Raw genomic sequence first — 19,256 nt, 5'->3', positions numbered from 1 at the left:
CCCGGGCCGAGGTGCCAGCCCCTGCCGGGACGGCGGTCCTTGCGGGGGCGGATGGGGGTTGTCCCACCCACCCACCCTTGTGACTCTCCGGGTCCGGGCCTGGCTCCGCCGGGAGGGCCGACTCCGGAACGGTTGGGACGATCGGCGGGCTGGCCGTAGTGGCCCCCGGTGGGCTGGGCGGTGAGGGTGGTGAGGTCAGTGGGCGGAGGAGGGCGTCCTGGCCGGCGTACTGTTCCAGGCAGCCGCGGCCGCCGCAGCGGCAGGGGGGGCCGTTCGGGGCGACCACGACGTGGCCGAGTTCACCCGCGAAACCCCGGGAACCCCGGAAGAGGGCGCCGGCCACGACCAGTCCGGCACCGATGCCGATCTCGCCGGAGACGTACAGGAAGTCGCTCGGGCCGGAGCCGAACCAGAGTTCGCCGAGTGCGGCCAGGTTGGCCTCGTTCTCCACGCGGAGTGGCATCCCGAGGTCCAGCAGGGAGAGCACCGGTACGTCCCGCCACCCGAGGTTGGGCGCGTTGTGCACGATGCCGCTGCGCGGATCCACGGGGCCGGGCACCGCGAGCACCCCGCCCACGATCCGCAGCCCGTTACCCACAGCTTCATCCACAGCCGAAAGGGCCAGTTTCCTGAGTCTGGCGATGACATCCACAGGCTGTGCATAACGGTTGTCCACAGCCTGTGTACGACGGAGCCGCACCGACCGGGACAGGTCCACGACCCGCACGGCCAGGTAGTCGACGTTGACCTCCAGCCCGAGGGCGGCGATCCGGTCCCCCCGGATGCGCACCTCGACCCCGGGCCGCCCCCGCTCGCCCGCCCGCACCGCGCCGGTCTCCACCACCAGCCCGGTCTCGATCAGATCCGCCACCAGCTTGGAGACCGTGGTCTTGGTCAGCCCGGTCACCTCGGCGAGCGCGGCCCTGGTCAACGACCCCCGCGCGCTGACCTCGCCGAGCACCAACGCCAGGTTGCGCGCCCGCATGGCGTCATGCCGTACCGCCGTCATCAACGCATCAACTCCGGTGCGCACCTGGAGAAAAAGTGACCGGTGAAATCCTAGACATCCCTACTTGACCCACGCCCAGCAACGCCCGATATTTAGTCCACAACGTAGACTAATTGGAGGCACCGATGTACACGCCCACTCCCGAGGACCGTTTCACGTTCGGGCTGTGGACGGTCGGCTGGCAGGCACGGGACCCGTTCGGCGACGCGACCCGCGCCGCGCTCGACCCGGTGGAGAGCGTGCACCGGCTCGCCGAGCTGGGCGCTTACGGCGTGACCTTCCACGACGACGACCTGCTCGCGGTCGAGCCGGACCGGGCCAAGGCGATCGAGAGCTTCAAGAAGGCGCTGGAGGAGACCGGCCTGAAAGTGCCGATGGCCACCACCAACCTGTTCACCCACCCGGTCTTCAAGGATGGCGGTTTCACCAGTAACGACCGCGATGTGCGGCGCTACGCGATCCAGAAGGTGATCCGCAACCTCGACCTGGCCGCCGAGCTCGGCGCCCGCACCTACGTCTGCTGGGGCGGCCGGGAGGGCGCGGAGTCCGGCGCCGCCAAGGACGTCAAGGCGGCCCTGGCCCGCTACAAGGAGGCCATGGACATCCTCTGCCAGTACGCGATCGACAAGGGCTACCAGATCCGCTTCGCGCTGGAGCCCAAGCCGAACGAGCCGCGCGGGGACATCCTGCTCCCGACCATCGGCCACGCGCTGGCCCTGATCAACGAGCTGGAGCACCCGGAGATGGTGGGCCTCAACCCCGAGGTCGGCCACGAGCAGATGGCGGGCCTCAACTTCGCGCACGGCATCGCCCAGGCGCTCTGGCACGGCAAGCTCTTCCACCTCGACCTCAACGGCCAGCACGGCACCCGCTACGACCAGGACCTGATCTTCGGCCACGGTGACGTGAAGGACGCCTTCTTCCTGGTCGACCTGCTGGAGAACGGCGGCTACGACGGCCCCCGGCACTTCGACTACAAGCCGCTGCGCACCGAGGACTCCGAGGACGTCTGGGTCTCCGCCGCCGCCAACATGCGCACGTACCTGATCCTCAAGGCGAAGGTGGCCGCCTTCCGCGCCGACCCCGAGGTGCAGGAGGCGCTGGCCGCCAGCCTGGTGCCGGACCTGTCGCTGCCCACCCTCGGCGAGGGCGAGACCATCGACCAGCTGCTCGCCGACGAGAAGGACCCGGAGGTGCTGGCCGAGCGCGGCTTCCACTTCACCAAGCTCAACCAGCTGGCCATGGAGCACCTGCTGGGGGTGCGATGACCCCAGGGGAAAGGACATTAGTGGCCGGGGTCGACTCCTCAACCCAGAGCTGCAAGGTGGTGGTGCGGGACGCCGCCACCGGCGCACTGGTCCGCGAGGGCCGGGCGACGCACCCGGACGGCACCGAGGTGCACCCCGACCACTGGTGGCGGGCGCTCCAGGAGGCGATCGAGCAGGCCGGCGGGCTGGCCGACGTGGCGGCGGTGTCCGTCGCGGGCCAGCAGCACGGCATGGTCTGCCTGGACGAGTCGGGCGCGGTGGTCCGCCCGGCGCTGCTCTGGAACGACACCCGTTCCGCCCAGGCCGCGCTGGACCTGATCGAGGAGCTGGGCGGCCCGGAGAAGTGGGCGGACGCGGTGGGCAGCGTGCCCGTCGCCTCGTTCACCGTCACCAAGCTGCGCTGGCTGGCCGAGCACGAGCCGGAGCACGCGCGCCGGACCGCCGCGGTCTGCCTGCCGCACGACTGGCTGACCTGGAAGCTGGCCGGCAGCCCGGAGACCATCACCACCGACCGGGGTGACGCCTCGGGCACCGGGTACTGGTCGCCGTTCTCCGGGACGTACCGGACGGATCTTCTCAACCGGGCCATCGGCGGCGACCCCGCGCTGCCGCGGGTGCTCGGCCCGGCCGAGCAGGCCGGGGAGACCGCCGCCGGGGTCCGGATCGGGCCCGGCACCGGTGACAACATGGCCGCCGCGCTCGGCGTCGGCGCCCGCCCCGGCGACGTGGTCGTCTCCATCGGCACCTCGGGTACGGCGTTCGCCGTGGCCGACACCCCGTCCAGTGACCCGTCCGGCGCGGTGGCCGGGTTCGCCGACGCCACCGGGCGTTTCCTGCCCCTGGTCTGCACGCTCAACGCGGCCCGGGTGCTGGACGCCACGGCCAGGATCCTCGGGGTCGGCCCCGCCGAGCTCAGCGACCTGGCCCTGTCGGCTCCGCCGGGGGCGGACGGGCTGGTGCTGGTGCCGTACCTGGAGGGGGAGCGCACCCCCAACCGGCCGGACGCGACCGGCTCGGTGCACGGGCTCCGGCTGGGCAACGCCACCCCGGCGCACCTGGCCAGGGCGGCCGTGGAGGGCATGCTCTGCGGGCTCGCCGACGCGCTGGACGCGCTCGGCCTGCGTCCCAACCGGGTGCTGCTGATCGGCGGCGGCGCGCGCTCGGAAGCGGTCCGCCGGATCGCGCCCGCCGTGTTCGGCTGCGCGGTCCAGGTGCCGGAGCCGGGTGAGTACGTGGCCGACGGCGCCGCCCGGCAGGCCGCCTGGCTGCTGGCGGGTTCGGCGGAGCCGCCGGAGTGGGACGCCGGGGAGACGGTCGGCTACCAGGCCGACCCGATCCAGGGACTGCGCGAGCGTTACCGCGAGGCGAGCGCCTGACCTGCGGGGACGGGAGTGGGGTGGAGCCAGCCCCACCCCGTCCCTGAGGCGACCCTGATGCCCCCTCGGGGGTGGGCATCAGGGCTATTTAGGTATTTAGCCGGATGGCTTGGGGCGGCGAACCGGATCACTCTAGAAGCATGGTCAAGAGGATCTCCCCCCTGGTCGCCGGCGCGGGACTGCTGCTGGCGCTGGCCGCGGTAGTCGCGGGCCTGCTCGACCCCGATCCCTACCTGGACCCTGCCCAGCTGACCCTCAGCGAGTACGTGGCGCTCGACCACGGTGGGAGCACCCGGGTAGCGCTCCTCGGCCTGGGCGTGGCCGGTCTGGCCTTGCTGGCCGGGCTGCGGGCCAGGCGGGCGCCGGTGCACGGATGGCCGGAGCGGCTGATCCTGATCTGGGCGGCGGGGGTGGCGCTGCTCGCGGTGGTTCCGGTGAAGGGCCTTGAGGTGGTGGCGTTCGTCGCGCTGCCGGTCGCGGCGGCCCAGTTGGCCGGGCGGTTCGCCGGGGAGGAGCGGTGGCGGGCGGTGGCCCGTCCGATGGAGTGGCTGGCGCTGGCCGCCGGGCTCGGCGTGGCCGTGCTCACCTATGTCGCGCTACCCGGCGAGGGCGTGCTGATCGGTCTGGTGGAACGCGGTCTGCTCGGCATTGAGATGGCCGTACTCGCGTTGCTGACCTGGTGTCAAATGCCTGTAACTGTAACAAGTCTGGCAATTCGTAACATGTCCTTAACTAGATCCAAATAGCACATCGCATACTGCTACTCTCATCGGCTACGAACGGCCTTTGAGGGTAGCGATGACAGCGAGCAGATCCGTCCGCTTCAAGATTTCGATGTTGCTGGTGATCCCGCTGATCTCACTGATCGCCCTCTGGGGGTTCGCGGCCACCATCACGGTCGGTGACTCGCTGAGCCTGTTGAACGTGCGCACCCTCTACGAGGAGATCGGCAACCCCGGTGACAAGCTGGTCCGCTCGCTCCAGCGGGAGCACCTGCTCGCCGCCGAGTACCTGGCCACCGGTTCCACCGAGGCCCGTGAACTCCTCGACGACCAGCGGCGCATCACCGACGACGACCGCCAGCTGATGCGCCGCAGCTCGCAGACCAACCAAGCGCAGAACGCGATGAGCCTCGCCATGAAGGCCAGGTACGACGACGTGATGGCCGCCGTGGACGGGATCGACGACCTCAGGCAGGACGTCAACGCCCGCCGCATCGACCTGGTCACCCTCAACCAGCGGTTCTCCTGGCTGCCCACCGCCATGCAGGCGCTGATCAACAGCATGACCGCCACCAACAACCTGGAGCTCTACCAGCAGTCCCGCAGCCTCACCATGATCGGCTTCTCCATCGACCACATGTCCAGGGAGTTCGCCCTGGCCGCGGGGCTGCTGGTGGTGGCCAACCGGTGGGAGGAGCCGGAGCGGCGGCTGTTCGTGCAGCTGGCCACCAAGCGGGAGTTCCTCTTCGAGCAGGGCATGGCCGAGCTGGAGCCCGAGCTGCGCGTGCCGTTCGAGCAGCTGATCGTCTCCGACGTGTACCGGCGGTTCCAGCGCATGGAGGCCCGCCTGGCCGCGGGGACCCCCGGCGCCGACATCACCTACCAGGCCTGGCGGCAGGCCGCCGTGGACCTGGAGAAGATCGCCCGGGAGGCGCTGGACTCGGGTGGCGTGGCGCTGGCCTCCCGGGGAGAGCCCGCCGCCATGGCCACCTTCGCCCGGGCCGGCGTGGCCGGCGTCGTCGGCCTGGCCGCCGTGGTGCTCTCGGTCTTCGTCTCCTTCCGCTCGGCCGCCGCCATCTCCCGCGAGCTGGCCGCGCTGCGCTCGGCCGCCCAGGAACTGGCCGAGGTACGGCTGCCGCGGGTGGTCGCGCGCCTGCGCCGTGGCGAGAAGGTGGACGTGGCCGTGGAGGCCCCGCCGCTCGAGCCGCCCGGTACCACCGGCGAGGTGCGGGACGTGGCCGCCGCGTTCAGCGTGGTGCAGCACACGGCGGTGGACGTCGCGGTGGACCAGGCCCGGCTCAGGGAGAGCATCGGGGAGGCCCTGCGCAATCTGGCCCGGCGCAGCCAGGGGCTGCTCCAGCGCCAGCTCAAGCTGCTCGACGCGATGCAGCGGCAGACCGAGGACACGGAGGCGTTGGAGGACTTGTTCCGGCTGGACCACCTGACCACCCGGATGCGCCGGCACGCGGAGGGCCTGATCGTGCTCTCCGGCGGCACCCCGGGGCGGACCTATCGCAACCCCGTGCCGGTGGCCGACACCCTGCAGGGCGCGGTCGCCGAGGTCGAGGACTACCAGAGGGTGCGGGTCTACCCGATGCCCGACGTGGCGGTGCAGGGCGCCGTGGTGACCGACCTGATCCACCTGTTCGCGGAACTGATCGAGAACGCCACCGCGTACTCGCCGCCGCACACCGAGGTGTCCATCAGGGGCGAGTCGGTGGCCAAGGGCTTCGCCGTCGAGGTCGAGGACCGGGGGCTCGGCATGGGCGAGGCGGAGATCGAGGCGATCAACCGGCGGCTGGCCGCGCCGCCGGAGTTCAACCTGTCCGACACCGACCGGCTGGGGCTGGTGGTGGTCGGGCGGCTGGCCACCCGGCACGGCGTGCGGGTGGAGCTGCGGCCGTCGCCGTTCGGCGGGACGACCGCGATCGTGCTCATCCCGGCGGACGTGCTGGCGCCGGAGCCGGTGCTGGAAGGGGCGGGCGCGTGAACTACTCAGAAGAATGGGTCGACGACGGCCCGGTGGTACGCTCCTACGCGCTGACCAGGGGCCGGGCGGCCACCAAGGCGCCGCTGGACCTGCTGTCGGTGGTCGCCGCCACCGGGGCCAAGGCGCCCAACAGCCCCGACCTGGGGCGGGAACACCTGCGCCTGCTGGAACTCATCCCGCGCTCCCGCCAGGTGGCCGAGGTCGCCTCCGAGGCCGACCTGCCGCTCGGCGTGGTCCGGGTGCTCCTCGGCGACCTGCTCGACTACGGCCTGATCCTGGTACGGCCCCCGGCCGGCGGCGCCTACGAGCCCGGCTCCGGCCAGGGCCCGGCGACACCGCCCTCGGAGAGCATCCTGCGCGAGGTGATCAACGGCCTGCGCGCGCTCTGATCACCCTCACGGCCCTTCGTGCGAGACGGCGAAGTGCTCGTAGTAGAAGGCGAAGCGTTCCCGCAGCCGGTCGGGGTGCAGGCCGAAGTCGGCGGGGACGTGCTGGTGGATGCCGTGGCGGCCCCGGCGGTGGCGGGGGTACCAGACGGTCATCAGGCGGTGGGCGTCGTCGGTCAGCGACATGCCCGCCGCCTTGTAGACCTTGTGCACGATGGCCAGCGGGTCGGCGTTGAGCTGGGTGAAGTGCACGTCCACGAAGCGCGGGTCGGTGGTCGAGCGGTCCCGCAGCGCGGCCCGCAGCAGGCGCTCGGTGAGATCGGCCGCGTGGCTGCCGATCAGGTGTGGGTTGGGGTGGAAGTAGTTCTGCCGCAGTGCGTGGCAGAGCGTCGAGGCCATGGAGAGCACGCTCCGCACGGGGTCCCGGTGGGTCTGCACGAAGGTCCCGTCGGGGAACGTCTCGGTGAGCGGGACCAGGTGCTCCAGGTGCTGGGGTGACCTCAGCAGCCAGCGCTCCCCGGCCGGACGGATCCACTGCATGGCCTGGAGGGTGCGGCGGAGGTAGGCGTACCCGGGGGTGTGGTCGGCGGTGAGGTACCAGGGCAGGTAGCCGGGGACGGGGGAGATCGTCTCGAAGAACAGCGAGGCGAACCCCATGGCCAGCAGGAGGAGTTCCTCGTCCGGCGCCTCGTTCTCCAGCTCGTGCATCTTGATGATCTCGGGGGAGACCCGTTCGATGAGGGCGAGCGCGCGGGCCCCCGCCTCGATCCGGGGGTCCGGCGCCGGAACCGGCGCGGTGACGTCCCCCAGCGGCAGCGGGTTGAGCGCCTCCCAGAAGGGGATCGACCGCAGGCCGGGGTCGCGGGCCAGCAGGCGGTGCAGGAAGGTGGTGCCGCTGCGCTGCAGCCCGGCGATCACGATGGGGGCCTCCACCGGCCGTTCGAAGACGTGCGGCCGGCGCCGGGCCAGGTCCTCCAGCCTGAGCCGGTTGACCAGCGCGCCGACCAGCGTGGAGTGCACGGTGAGCCGCCCCAGCGCGTGCAGCTCAGCGTCCTCGTCGAAGGCCAGGCAGAGCAGCCGGAGCGGCTCGTCCAGCGGCGCCAGGTCCCCGAACTCCGTCAGACCGGTCAGCCGCCGCGCCTTGGCCTTGAGCGCCTCCGGTTCCAGCGGCCACCAGAGCCGGGCGAAGGGGGTCCTGGCCGCCAGCCAGAGCGGGAACGGCAGCCGGGGATTCTGATAGGCGTACGCTCGTTCGGTCAGCTCGGCGCGCCCAGGTTGCGGAACACCCTTCAGCATGTGAACTCCGCATCATGAGACCGTCGACTCCCAAATCCCCCAAGAGGCTCCCCAGGGGCTCAGGAACCCGAAATCTCACTCAAACCGGATCCTCGGGTTGATCACAACCCTTGACAGCGGATGGAATAGCCCTCTGACTGACGGGCCCGCGCGGGTCAGTAAAGTGGCCGCGTCCCGGCCTTTCCGGTCAGCGGCGGCGGGCCCCGGCACGCCGCCGGAAGGCCCATGACATGTCCGGTTCTATCGCCCAGCTCGTGAGGCGGCGGACCGGCCGGGTACAGAGCACGGCGGTCAGCACGACCGCGAACGCGATCATGGCGGCCACCCCGAGCGGGTTGACCAGCTGGTCGTGGAAGCGCTCGACGACCTTCACCACGAAGCCGTGCAGCAGGTACGCGTAGATGGTGGCCGCGCCGAGCGCGGTGAACCAGGTCCGGCGCGAGGTGGTGATCGCCAGGAAGGCGGCCACCAGGAGGGCCCCCACCAGCAGCATGGCCAGCCGGATGAGGCTGCCGGTGACGTCGTCCACGCCGATCGCGGTGTTGGCGTGCCGCCACCGGATCCACTCGGTCTTCACCCCTCGGTGCACGAGGAACGCCAGCCCCAGCCCGGCCACCAGGATCACCGCGCCGGTCAGCCGCACCCAGCGCCTGCGCAGGAACGCGAAGTGCTCCGGCTTGAGCATGAGCCCGAGCACGTAGAACGGCAGCAGGCCCATGGTGCGGTTCATGGACAGCTCGTCGGGCAGGTTGCTGGTGCCGGACAGGATCGAGATGCCCACCGCCCAGGCCAGCGGCCAGCGCAGCTGGAACCAGACCGGGGTGGAGAGCCGCCACAGGAACAGCGACATCAGGAACCAGGTCAGGTAGTACGGGTCCAGCAGGCTGATCTCGAACTTCCCGTACAGGAAGTAACGCGGCAGCGAGTAGGCGATCTCGAAGATGACGTACGGCACCGCCAGGCCGGTGATCAGCTTCCGCGCCCGCAGGATGGTGAAGTTCCTGGACAGATAGCCGCTGATCACGATGAACAGCGGCATGTGGAACAGGTAGACGAAGAAGTAGATCGCGTGCGCCGCCTGCACGTCCCGCAGGTCCTCGATCAGGTGCCCCGCCACCACCATCACGATCGCCAGGAACTTCGCGTTGTCCAGGAACGGGTCCCGCTCCTTCGGCTGCGCCGGGGTCGCGGGGCCGTCGGTGGCCGTGCCGTCCCGGGGAGCGGGCGTGCCGAGCGGTAAGGACGACGGGTCGGAAGGCCCGGGCGAGGCCCCGGGGACGGTGGTGGCCGAGGACGGGGAAGGTGAAGGTACTGGCGGGGTCACCCGCCGGACCATAGAACAGGCCGCCTAACGCCGTCCCAACTTCAGCCGAACAGTGGCGGTCAGGATCCGGGGAGTTCCGTGAGCTCCGCGCTCACCTTCCACAGGGACTCGGCCAGCACGGGGTCGCTCATCACCCGGCTCGTCCGCGCGGGACGGCTGTTCCTGAAGTACCGGCCCGGGTGCCGCAGCCCGGCCTCACTCGTGGCCAGATAGGTCAGCCGCGCGGCGCCGATCTCCGGGGACGCGGCGATGCCCGGGAGGAGGAACAGGCGCATCATGAAAGTTCCAGTGGCGAAGCCCGTACGGTTGATCCCCGGATGGAAGCAGGTGGCGGCGACCCCGCGGGCGGCCAGGGCCACGGTGAACAGGATGTTGGCCTGCTTGCTGTCCCCGTACTGCATCCAGCCGTTCCACCGGCGCCGGGAACGCGATAAATCCGAAACGTCGATCCTGCCGGTCCGCGCGGCCATGGAGGACGTCGTCACCACCCGCCCCACCCGGTCCAGCAGCAGGTTGGTGAACAGGAACGGCGACAGGTGATTGACCTGGATTATCAGCTCGTGCCCGTCGGGGGTTAACTGCCGCGACGGCACCATCACGCCGGCGTTGTTCACCAGCACGTCCACCTGGGGGTGCCGCTCCAGGATTTCGGCCGCCGCCCGGCGTACCTCCGTGAAGGATGAGAAATCGGCCGAAACCACCTCTGGCTGACGGCCCGAAATCGCCGCGACACGCTCGGCCACCGAGCCCAGCCGGTCGGCCGATCGGCCGACGAGAACAAGTTGGTGCCCTTTTTGCGCGAGATCAAGGGCGGCAGCTGCGCCGATTCCGGCACTTGCCCCGGTGATCACAGTAATCATCAGTTCCTCCACTGCGCCAGAACAGTATCGGTGCTAGTCTCCTGTGCGATCTTCCGGAGGTGCATTTCCCCCCAAATGCGGTGTGAGCCTCCACACGCTGCACTGGAGTGGCCATGGGTTCAAGAAACCGGTCGATTCGGTTCAAGATCTTCTTGCTGCTGCTCTTACCCTTGCTGACCCTGAGTGCTTTGTGGGGATTCGTCCTCAACCTCACCATCGGCGATGGATTAGCCCTCCTCCGAGCCAACACCCTGTACGAGACCATCGGTATCACATCTACCGATCTTGGTATCCGGATTCAGGAAGAACGGGCGCTCACCGCCGACGTGCTCAGCTCGGGCCAGACCAGTTCGGCCGCGCTCAGCGAGAGCCAGGCCCGCACCAGCTCTGCGGTGGACGCCTTCACCAAGGCCGCCGCCGCCCCCGCCACCCGCTCCGCGATGAGCGAGGAGCTGCACGCCCCCCTCGACAACCTGATCTCCAGCCTGGACGGCCTGCCCTCCATCCGGGACGCGGTGGCTCTCGGCAAGGCCTCCCGCCTGGACGCCGTCAAGGCCTACAACGGGGTCATGGACGAGCTCTTCCGGGTCTACGACCGGCTCGTCTCGGTGCCGGACCTGAGCATCTTCCAGCAGGCCAGCGCCATGCAGGCGATGGGCAACGCGCACGAGATGATCACCCGCGAGGACGCGCTGATCCGGGGCGCGCTGGTCAAGGGCAAGCTCTCCGCCGAGGAGCACAACGCCTTCGGCGAGTGGGTGGCCACCCGGCACTTCCTCTACCAGAAGAACCTGCCGGTGCTGGAAGGCGACATGCGGGCGCCGTACGAGACGGTGCTCAACTCCGACCTGTTCACCCAGTTCCAGATGCTGGAAGGGCAGATCGTCAACCAGGTCAGGTCCGGCGGGCCACTCCCCGCCGAGGCGGGCAAGTGGAAGACCACGGTGGACAGCCTGATCGTCCGGCTGGACGACGCGCGCATCCGCTCCTCGGACGCCCTGACCGCCAGCGCCACCTCGGTGGCCACCGGCATCATGGCCCGCATCGCGGTGGCCGGCGGGCTCGGCCTGGTGGCCGTGGTGGCCACCATCATCTTCTCGGTGCGGTTCGGCCGCCGCCTGGTCCGCGACCTGGCCGGGCTCCGGCACGCCGCCCTGGAACTGGCCGACGTACGGCTCCCGCGCGTGGTCAGCCGCCTCCGCAAGGGCGAGGACGTCGACGTGGAGGCCGAGGCGCCGCCGATCACCGCCGGCGGCTCCAGCGAGGTCGCGGACGTGGCGCACGCGTTCAGCTCGGTGCAGCGCACGGCGGTGGAGGCCGCCGTGGGGCAGGCCCGGCTGCGCCGCGGCGTCAACCACGTCTTCCTCAACCTGGCCCGGCGCAAGCAGAGCCTGCTCCACCGCCAGCTCACCCTGCTCGACTCCATGCAGCGCCGGGCCACCGAGCCGGAGGCCCTGGAGGACCTGTTCCGGCTGGACCACCTGACCACCCGGATGCGCCGCCACGCGGAGGGCCTGATCATCCTCTCCGGCGCCGCCCCCGGCCGCTCCTGGCGCAAGCCGGTGCCGATCGTGGACGTGGTCCGCGCGGCGGTGGCCGAGGTGGAGGACTTCACCCGGGTGAACGTGCTGCCGATGCCGGACACCTCGGTGGCGGGCGCCTCGGTGGCCGACCTCATCCACCTGGTGGCCGAGCTCATCGAGAACGCCACGATCTTCTCCCCGCCGCAGACCAAGGTGCAGGTCAGGGGTGAGATGGTGGCCAACGGGCTGGTGCTGGAGGTGGAGGACCGCGGCCTCGGGCTCGCCCCAGAGGAGTACGCCGAGATCAACGCCAGGCTGGCCACGCCGCCCGAGTTCGACCTGGCCGACAGCGACCGGCTGGGCCTGTTCGTGGTCGGCCAGCTGGCCGCCCGGTACAACATCAGCGTGGTGCTCCGCTCCTCCCCGTACGGGGGCACCACGGCGATCGTGCTGGTGCCCCGGTCCCTGGTGGCCGAGGACGGGTCCCCGGCCGCCATCCCCCCGGTCACCGTCACCGCGACGGTGCTGCCCGCGCAGGCGATCACCTCACCGGAGGAGCCCGGCGACGACCGGTCCGGGCCCGACACCTCCCCGTTCTTCACCCCCGCCGCGCTGCGCACCGAGCCGGTGCCGCCCGCGCCCCGCAACGACGGTCTTTCTGTGGTGCCGGAGCGCGGCTCCGGCGGGCCGCCGGCGCTGCCGTCCCGGCGGCGCACCAGCCCGCGCCCCAGGCCCGAGAAGATCGAGAAGACGGAAACGCCCGCGCCCGCTCCGGTGACGCCCGCGCCGAGCCACACCGGCTCGGTGGCCAGCGGCACCCACGCGGGCCTGCCACGCCGGGTCCGCCAGTCGCACCTGGCCCCCCAGCTGAAGGAACGGGCGCAACCCCTGTCCGCACCCACGGAGCCCGCCGCCCCCGCCGCCCCGGCGGAGCGCTCACCCGAGCAGGCGCGCGCGATGTTCTCCGCCTTCCAGGCGGGTTCGCGGCGCGGCCGCGAGGATGCAGACTACGCAGATACAAACAGCGGCGAGACCACCAACGGCGAGAAGGGCGAGGAATGACCGGGAAAGTTACTGCGTCCGGCGAGCTGAACTGGTTGCTCGACGACCTCATCAGCAGGGTCGGCGCGGTTCGGCAGGCGGTGATCCTGTCCACGGACGGGCTCGTCGTCGGCGCGTCGCAGGGACTGGCCCGCGAGGACGCCGAGCACCTGGCCGCCGTGGCCGCCGGATTCCAGAGCCTGGCCCGCGGCGCGGGCCGTCACTTCGCCGGCGGCGAGGTACGCCAGACCATCGTGGAGATGGAGGCGGCCTTCCTGTTCGTCACCGCCGCCGGGCAGGGCACCTGCCTGGCCGTGCTGGCCGCCTCCGACGCGGACGTCGGGCACATCGCCTACGAGATGGCGATGCTGGTGAAGCGGGTCGGACAGCACATATCCACAACTCCCCGGCGGAACTTGCCATGACGCCCCCGGAGTGGCTGGACGACGATGCCGGGCCGGTGGTCCGGCCCTATGCTCTCACCCGGGGGCGGGCGCGCTCCTCTGCCGACGACCTGGACCTCATCGCCATGGTCACGGCCAGCGGGAACGCCCCACGGGACCCGGCGGAGATCAGCCCAGAACAGTGGCGCATCCTGGACATCACCGCCAGGGCCACTTCGGTCGTGGACATCGCCTCCGACCTGGACCTCGCCATCGGCGTGGTCCGGGTGCTCCTCGGCGACCTCCAGGACCAGGGGCTGATCCGGGTACGTCCTCCGGCTCAGGTCGCGCCGCTGCCCAGCGAGCGCATTCTCAAGGAAGTGATCAATGGCCTTCGCGCCCTCTGACGAGCCGGTCGCTCTGAAGATTCTCGTCGCCGGCGGCTTCGGCGTCGGCAAGACCACGCTGGTCGGCGCGATCAGTGAGATCCGCCCGCTGCGCACCGAGGAGGTCCTCTCCGACCGCGGCGTCGGGGTGGACGACGTGGGCGGCGTCGAAGCCAAGACGACGACCACCGTCGCCATGGACTTCGGCCGGATCACCATCCGCGAGGGCCTGGTGGTCTACCTGTTCGGCACGCCCGGCCAGGAGCGGTTCTGGTTCATGTGGGACGAGTTGAGCTACGGCGCGCTGGGCGCCGTGGTGATCGCCGACACCCGCCGGCTGACCGACTGCTTCCCGTCCATCGACTACTTCGAGCAGCGCGGCACCCCGTTCATCGTGGCGGTCAACTGCTTCGACGGCGCCGAGCGGTACGAGCCGGACGACGTGCGCATCGCGCTGGACCTGGACCCCGAGGTGCCGGTGCTGCTCTGCGACGTGCGCCGCCGGGCCTCCGCCAAGGTGGTCCTGATCACGCTCGTCGAGCACGCGCTGAAGACGCTGACGGCGGCCCAGCGCTGAAGCCGTCGCCCCGCGGCGCTGAAAGGCGCGCTGCGGGGCGTTTGATGCCTGTCGTGACTGCCGGGTACCACAGAGGCCCGATACCCCTTCAGGGGTCAAATCATCACGTGTTGCTCGGGGTTGCCGACGAAGCAGAACTGGGCGTTGCGGGTCAGCTTGTAGTCGGCCGCCTGCCAGGTGTGCGCCTGGGCGTCCGAGCCGCGCATGTAGACGAAGTTGAACCGGTCGGCCGAGTAGATCCGCACCCCGTCCTCCTTCAGCCGCCGTACCAGCCGGGTGTCCTCGCCCGCGTTGACCGCCTCGAAGGCGTACGAGCGGAGCAGGCCGGCCCTGGCCAGGATGGTGGCGCCCTGGACCAGGTGGGCGTACCGGTGCTCCAGGCCCGGCAGCCGGTAGACGGTCTCGTTCCGGTCGGGGAAGTAGGTGTAGTGGGCGCCCTTGCCCACCAGCTCCGCGTCCGCGTAGTCGAAGGCGCGGACCAGGTCGTACAGGTAGTACTCGCCGTAGAGGTTGTCGTCGTCCATCTTGGAGATCAGCTCGCCCTCGGCCTGGGCGATGCCGAGGTTGAGCACCTCGCCGAGGGTGAAGTGCGGCGGCGCGGTGAGCACCTTGACCGCCGGGACACCGGCCGCCAGCGCCTTGTCCCTGATCACGCCGGGGTCCTCGGAGAGCCCGTGCAGCACCAGGATGAGCTCCAGGTTCCGGTGCCGCTGCCGCGCCACCTGGCTGATCGCGTGCTCCAGCTGCCCGGCCCGGTTGGTCGGCAGCACCACCGAGACGCTGTACGACCGGGGCGCGACCGGCTTCCCCAGGCCGCGCAGGATCTGGTCCACCCGGTGCGCGAACAGGTGCTTGTCGAACACCTCGCGCATGGCCAGATGCCCCTGCCTGGCCCGCAGCTCCGGGCTGTTGATCATGTACAGCGCCCGGTTGTAGGCCTCCTCCGGCGAGTGCGCCACCGGGATCAGCTCCCCGAAGGTCTCCTCGATCGCCCGTGACCAGCCGGAGAGCACCGTGGTCGAGCAGGCCGACAGCTCGAAGACCCGCCGGGCGCACATGGTCGGTGAGTCGATCACCGAGTTCACGTTGAGGAAGACCTTGTACATCTTGTACGCGGCGAGCATCTGCTCGTAGGGCAGCTCGCCCACGATGTGCGGCCGGTACTCCTCCGGCCAGGCGTACTTGTCGGCGACCGTGCCGTTCCTGGCGAAGATGTGCAGGCCCAGCTCGCGGGCGGGAGCCAGCACGGTCTCCATCTGCTCGCGCCGCTCGGGGTGCTTGTCGCGGAAGTACATGCCGCCGAACACGATGTCGTACGTCCGGCCCTGCTTGGTCTGGACCGGGTTGTGGATCCGGGGCTGGGCCGCGAACTGCAGCACATCAACCCGGTCATGCCCCAATACCTCGCGGTACTTGGGGATCATGTCGCCGTCGCAGGTGTAGACGACGTCGAAGAGCTTGGCCGTGTCGATGAAGAAGTCGAAGTTGGGCGGGTCCTCCTTGTTCCAGAAGACCGTCGGGATGCCCTCCGCCCTGCACCAGGCCACCAGGTCGCGCAGCTCCTGCTTGGGGGCGTTGGTGCCGGTCATCTGGTAGCGCCAGCGGCCCTGGTTCCCGTGCCAGGCCGACTCGCAGAACAGCAGGTCGGGACGCTTCTCGGCGAAGATCTCCGGCCAGTCCTGGAGCCCGAACTCGATCTGGTCCCACTCGTACTTGAAGGCCATCCGGGAGAAGTCGTCCAGGATCACCGCGACCTTCAGGTCGGGCCGGTTGATCATGCCCTCCGGCCACTGCAGGGTCGGGATCTTGACCTCGGGGCCCTTCTGCTCGGCCTGGGCCGCCGCCTCCACCACCGAGAGGGGCGCCTTGGGGCTCTTGCGGCCCTTCATCGCCTTGCTCAGGTCCCGGGGGAGCCGGACGAACTTGGCCGGTTTGGCCGCCCCGGTGAGCGCCTGGGCCACCCGGTACGGCCGCTGCGTCTGGGTGGCCTTCAGCTTCCAGATGGCGTACTCGGCCCGCGCCTCCTGGACGGCGAGCTTCTTCTCCAGTTCCCGGATGCGCTGCTCGTAGCGCTCGACGACCTTGCGCTCCTCGGGCAGCCAGTTCACCGGCCCGAGGCGCTGGAACCGGGGCTCGTCGAAGGTCTCGTCGCTGTCAGCCATGCCCCGCCCTTGCTCTTTGTCGCCCAAGCTCGATCATCCAGGATCAGCATCGTACGGCGCTAACCCTGGACATTTGGTCGTTTTGACCGAATTAGCCTGCGATACCGCGGGATGCCGGGGCGAGGTTGTCCCCCCGCAGCCAGGCCGCGATCACCCGCGCGATCCGGATTCCCGACTTGCCGTCCCAGAGCGGCGGCAGCTCCTCGCTCGGGGTCGTCGCGCCGTCCGCCAGCGCCTTCGCCGCCGCCGCGGGCAGCTGGGCGGGGGTCACCAGCCGGTTGGTCCCGTGGGTCACGGTGATCGGCCGCTCGGTGTTGGGCCGCACGGTCAGGCACGGCACGCCGAGCACGGTGGTCTCCTCCTGCACGCCGCCGGAGTCGGTCACCACCAGCGCGGACCCCCGTACCAGGGAGAGGAAGTCCAGGTACCCGAGCGGGTCGACGATGCTGAGGCCCGGCCGGTCCACCAGACCGGCGTCGGCCAGCCGCTGCCGTCCGCGCGGGTGCAGCGGCACGAACACCGGCAGCTGCTCGGCCACCCCGAGGACCGCGTCCACCAGTTCCTTGGCCGCCTCCGGCGCGTCCACGTTGCCGGGCCGGTGCAGGGTGGCCACCGCGTACCGGCCGAAGGCGCCCAGCCGCTCCTGCACGGGGGCCGGGTCCAGCTTGGGCAGTGCGGCCAGCAGGCTGTCGATCATCGAGTTGCCGACCAGGTGCACCCGGTCGGCCGGCACGCCCTCCCTGGCCAGGTGGGAGAGGCCGTCGGGGGAGGTGACGAAGAGCAGGTCGGCCAGCGCGTCGGTGACGATGCGGTTGATCTCCTCCGGCATGCTCCGGTCGAAGGAGCGCAGGCCCGCCTCCACGTGCGCGGTCGGCACGCCCAGCTTGGCGCAGACCAGGATGGCGGCCAGCGTGGAGTTGACGTCGCCGTACACCACGACCAGGGAGGGCTTCTCCCGGAGCACGACCTCCTCCAGACCGGCCAGCAGCGCGGCGGTCTGCTGCGCGTGGCTCCCGGAGCCGACGCCCAGATTGGCGATGGGCTCGGGCAGCCCCAGGTCGGCGAAGAAGACGTCCGACATCAGCACGTCGTAGTGCTGGCCGGTGTGCACGATTCCCTGCCTGACCCCCAGCTCCGCCAGACCGGTCACCACCGGGGCCGCTTTGGGGAAGTTGGGCCGAGCACCCAGAACATGCAGGACGTAACTATCCTGAAGCCGAGGATCCCGCATTTGACCTTGTCTTTCTTCTGGGACTGGGGCAAACGTTGCCTATGGTACGGTCACGCCGTGGTAAGCGAGGCCAACAAGCCAACGAAGGTGTCAGCCAAGAAGGCGCGTGCCGGTGTGGGCGGTCTTCTGCGGGGATTCGTGAAGAACCCGGTCATCGTTTCTCGGGTCGTGGTGGGCAAGGTCAAGTCCGACCCGATGCGGGTCGCGCAGGCCGCCGCCGACGCCATGCCGGCCCGGATGCGGCCGCTGGTCGGCCGGGTCGCCTGGCCGGTGGCACGGTACGCCCGGGTGACCATCCGCAAGATCGTCCGCCGGATGGCCGACGGGCCGCTGGAGGCTGCCAAGGGGCACTGGGAGGCCGGGAAGATCACCAAGGCCATCGAGGTGCTCCAACCGCACACCCGGTGGCCGTTCATCCGGCGGCGCATCGCGTACTACGAGGGTGAGCTGGCCGCCATCGGGGAGAACCCGATCCCGCCCAAGGCCAAGGTGATCATGGGCGAGCGGGTGTCCGGCCGGGTGCTGCACATGGTGACCAACGCCCTGCCGTACACGCAGGCGGGGTACACCGTGCGCACCCACCGCATCGTCACCGCGCAGCAGGCGGCCGGGCTCGATCCCCACGTCGTCACCAGCTGGGGCTGGCCGATGCTCCAGGGGCACACCGACGCCACGCCGTACGAGGAGATCGACGGCATCCCGTACCGGCGGCTGCTGCCCAGCGGCGAGGTGCCGTTCGAGAGCCGGGGCCGCATGATCCGCGGCGCGGCGGACGTCACCGAGCTGGTCCGCCAGCTCCGCCCGCAGGTGCTGCACGCGGCCACCGACCACCGCAACGGCTCGGTCGCCCTGGCCGTGCGCGAGCGCACGAACACGCCCTTCCTGTACGAGGTGCGCGGCTTCCTGGAGGAGACCTGGACCTCCAGGGACCCCAAGCGGGTGGGCAGCGAGCGCCACCTGCTCCAGAAGGCCCGCGAGGCGCACATCATGCGCTCGGCCGACGCGGTGGTGACGCTGGCCGAGACCATGGTGGCCGAGATCGTCGAGCGCGGCGTGCCCAGGGAGCGCATCTACCTGGCCCCCAACGCGGTGGACGACGCGCTGCTCACCGCCGACTACGACGGCCGCGCGCTCCGCCACGAGTACGGCATCGGCGACGACGAGATCGTGGTCGGCTCGGTCTCCAGCATCGTCGGCTACGAGGGCTTCGCCACCCTGATGAGCGCCGCCGCGCTGCTCAAGTCGACCGGCGCCCCCGTACGGGTGCTGCTGGTCGGGGACGGCGCCGAGCGGCCCGCGCTGCTCCAGCAGGTGCAGAAGCTGGGCATCGGCGACATCGCGGTGTTGCCGGGCCGGGTCGGCCCCGAGGAGGCGCTCCAGGCCCAGGCTGCCATCGACATCTTCGTCTGCCCCCGCGAGGACCTCCAGGTGACCCGTCTGGTCACCCCGCTCAAGCCGGTGGAGGCGATGGCCCTGGGCAAGCCCGTGGTGCTCAGCGACCTGCCCGCGCTCAGCGAGCTGGTCGGCTCGGACGGCGCGGGCCTGCTGGTGCCCGCGGGCAGCCCCGAGGAGCTCGCCAAGGCTCTGGCGGCGCTCCGCGACGATCCAGACCGCCGCCGGGAGATGGGCGAAGCCGGTCGGGCCGAAGTTGCCGCGAAACGCACGTGGAGCAGCCTCGCCAAGACCTATGGTGAAATTTACGAATCGATCGCCAGCAAGTGA

16 protein-coding genes are annotated in these 19,256 nt (G+C 70.5%); 10 read left to right on the top strand and 6 right to left on the bottom strand.

Annotation, left to right across the window (positions count from 1 at the left end):
* The coding region (locus KIP79_RS37050) for an ROK family transcriptional regulator (RefSeq protein ID WP_308170077.1) at positions 1–1,033 on the bottom strand (1,033 nt) is incomplete at its 3' end.
* Between the two features lie 101 nt (positions 1,034–1,134).
* On the opposite strand from KIP79_RS37050, the gene xylA reads away from it, so the two are divergent.
* From xylA to KIP79_RS37025, 5 genes are all read left to right on the top strand, one after another.
* The gene (xylA, locus tag KIP79_RS37045) at positions 1,135–2,277 is read left to right on the top strand and encodes a xylose isomerase (protein WP_214109663.1); all 1,143 of its coding nucleotides are present in this window, start codon (positions 1,135–1,137) and stop codon (positions 2,275–2,277) included.
* Complete coding sequence (gene xylB / locus KIP79_RS37040; protein WP_214109662.1) at positions 2,274–3,653, top strand: xylulokinase; 1,380 nt, start codon at positions 2,274–2,276, stop codon at positions 3,651–3,653. The genes xylA and xylB overlap by 4 nt, the downstream gene beginning before the upstream one ends.
* Positions 3,654–3,793: 140 nt before the next feature.
* Complete coding sequence (locus KIP79_RS37035; RefSeq protein ID WP_214109661.1) at positions 3,794–4,399, top strand: DUF998 domain-containing protein; 606 nt, start codon at positions 3,794–3,796, stop codon at positions 4,397–4,399.
* A gap of 52 nt (positions 4,400–4,451) precedes the next feature.
* A complete protein-coding gene (locus tag KIP79_RS37030) occupies positions 4,452–6,365 on the top strand; it encodes a sensor histidine kinase (RefSeq protein ID WP_214109660.1) in 1,914 nt (637 codons plus the stop codon).
* A complete protein-coding gene (locus KIP79_RS37025) occupies positions 6,362–6,754 on the top strand; it encodes a DUF742 domain-containing protein (RefSeq protein ID WP_214109659.1) in 393 nt (130 codons plus the stop codon). The genes KIP79_RS37030 and KIP79_RS37025 overlap by 4 nt, the downstream gene beginning before the upstream one ends.
* Positions 6,755–6,760: 6 nt before the next feature.
* Here KIP79_RS37025 and KIP79_RS37020 read toward each other — a convergent pair whose 3' ends face one another.
* From KIP79_RS37020 to KIP79_RS37010, 3 genes are all read right to left on the bottom strand, one after another.
* Positions 6,761–8,047 carry a sulfotransferase family protein gene (locus KIP79_RS37020; RefSeq protein ID WP_214109658.1) on the bottom strand — a complete coding sequence of 429 codons (1,287 nt, stop codon included), beginning with the start codon at positions 8,045–8,047 and terminating at the stop codon, positions 6,761–6,763.
* 187 nt (positions 8,048–8,234) lie between these two features.
* On the bottom strand, positions 8,235–9,371 hold the full coding sequence (locus KIP79_RS37015; protein WP_308170076.1) for an acyltransferase family protein: 1,137 nt from the start codon (positions 9,369–9,371) through the stop codon (positions 8,235–8,237).
* 59 nt (positions 9,372–9,430) lie between these two features.
* Complete coding sequence (locus KIP79_RS37010) at positions 9,431–10,231, bottom strand: SDR family NAD(P)-dependent oxidoreductase (RefSeq protein ID WP_214109656.1); 801 nt, start codon at positions 10,229–10,231, stop codon at positions 9,431–9,433.
* Between the two features lie 188 nt (positions 10,232–10,419).
* Here KIP79_RS37010 and KIP79_RS37005 point away from each other — a divergent pair, with 188 nt between their 5' ends.
* The 4 genes from KIP79_RS37005 to KIP79_RS36990 are packed head-to-tail and all read left to right on the top strand — an operon-like array spanning position 10,420 to position 14,141.
* The gene (locus tag KIP79_RS37005; protein ID WP_214109655.1) at positions 10,420–12,816 is read left to right on the top strand and encodes a sensor histidine kinase; all 2,397 of its coding nucleotides are present in this window, start codon (positions 10,420–10,422) and stop codon (positions 12,814–12,816) included.
* Positions 12,813–13,220, top strand: coding sequence for a roadblock/LC7 domain-containing protein (locus KIP79_RS37000; RefSeq protein WP_214109654.1), 408 nt, complete (start codon positions 12,813–12,815; stop codon positions 13,218–13,220). The genes KIP79_RS37005 and KIP79_RS37000 overlap by 4 nt, the downstream gene beginning before the upstream one ends.
* Positions 13,217–13,585 (top strand): DUF742 domain-containing protein, encoded by a 369-nt coding sequence (locus KIP79_RS36995; protein ID WP_214109653.1) that lies wholly within the window; start codon positions 13,217–13,219, stop codon positions 13,583–13,585. Before KIP79_RS37000 ends, KIP79_RS36995 begins: the two co-directional genes overlap by 4 nt.
* Positions 13,566–14,141, top strand: a complete 576-nt coding sequence (locus KIP79_RS36990; protein ID WP_214109652.1) for a GTP-binding protein — start codon at positions 13,566–13,568, stop codon at positions 14,139–14,141. Before KIP79_RS36995 ends, KIP79_RS36990 begins: the two co-directional genes overlap by 20 nt.
* Before the next feature lie 95 nt (positions 14,142–14,236).
* On the opposite strand, the gene KIP79_RS36985 is transcribed toward KIP79_RS36990, so the two are convergent.
* Both KIP79_RS36985 and wecB read right to left on the bottom strand, forming a co-directional pair.
* A complete protein-coding gene (locus KIP79_RS36985; RefSeq protein WP_214109651.1) occupies positions 14,237–16,303 on the bottom strand; it encodes a glycosyltransferase family protein in 2,067 nt (688 codons plus the stop codon).
* Positions 16,304–16,394: 91 nt separating this feature from the next.
* Positions 16,395–17,534 carry a non-hydrolyzing UDP-N-acetylglucosamine 2-epimerase gene (gene wecB / locus KIP79_RS36980; protein WP_214109650.1) on the bottom strand — a complete coding sequence of 380 codons (1,140 nt, stop codon included), beginning with the start codon at positions 17,532–17,534 and terminating at the stop codon, positions 16,395–16,397.
* Positions 17,535–17,621: 87 nt separating this feature from the next.
* Between wecB and KIP79_RS36975 the strand changes: the two genes are divergently transcribed.
* Positions 17,622–19,256 carry a glycosyltransferase family 4 protein gene (locus KIP79_RS36975; RefSeq protein ID WP_308170075.1) on the top strand — a complete coding sequence of 545 codons (1,635 nt, stop codon included), beginning with the start codon at positions 17,622–17,624 and terminating at the stop codon, positions 19,254–19,256.

This window comes from Acrocarpospora catenulata (genome assembly GCF_018476525.1).
In the GTDB taxonomy this organism is placed as follows: domain Bacteria; phylum Actinomycetota; class Actinomycetes; order Streptosporangiales; family Streptosporangiaceae; genus Acrocarpospora; species Acrocarpospora catenulata.
This window is presented reverse-complemented; position numbering and strand designations above follow the sequence as displayed.